Origin of the sequence: Vibrio sp. 10N.222.55.C6 (assembly GCF_041473395.1) — a bacterium.
Taxonomy (GTDB): Bacteria; Pseudomonadota; Gammaproteobacteria; order Enterobacterales; family Vibrionaceae; genus Vibrio; species Vibrio crassostreae_C.
The window spans coordinates 1-338 of sequence record NZ_JBFRSD010000861.1; the positions used below are offsets into that span (position 1 = coordinate 1).

The 338-nt window shown below is 44.7% G+C and carries 1 pseudogene; it reads right to left on the bottom strand.

Annotation, left to right across the window (positions count from 1 at the left end):
- A pseudogene (locus AB4486_RS26565) lies at window positions 1-338 on the bottom strand (hypothetical protein); the annotation flags it as partial.

Genomic DNA, 338 nt, shown 5'->3' on the forward strand with positions numbered 1-338 from the left:
GTGAAGACTGATACCCCCAGAGCGTATACAAATCTTTGATAGCTAGAGAACGATTGGTTCCCTGCATCAAGTGCTGTTGAATATCTTGTGGCAAAGCAAACTTGGAAGGTTTTGGCTCAGCAACCAACTGAGGTTCATTCGCCACCAAAGAGCGCTGAGTCTGTGCAGACACTTCTGTTTTCATTTCACTTGAAGTCTCAACCGACTGCCATGAATTGATATAGCTTGGAGCAAAATTAAAGGTCGCCATTGCGAGGCCGACACTTAATGTAGCAATCCCTGCGTATTGGAATAACTTAGGTACTACGTGAGAAGCTCGAGGTTTTTCGACATGATAC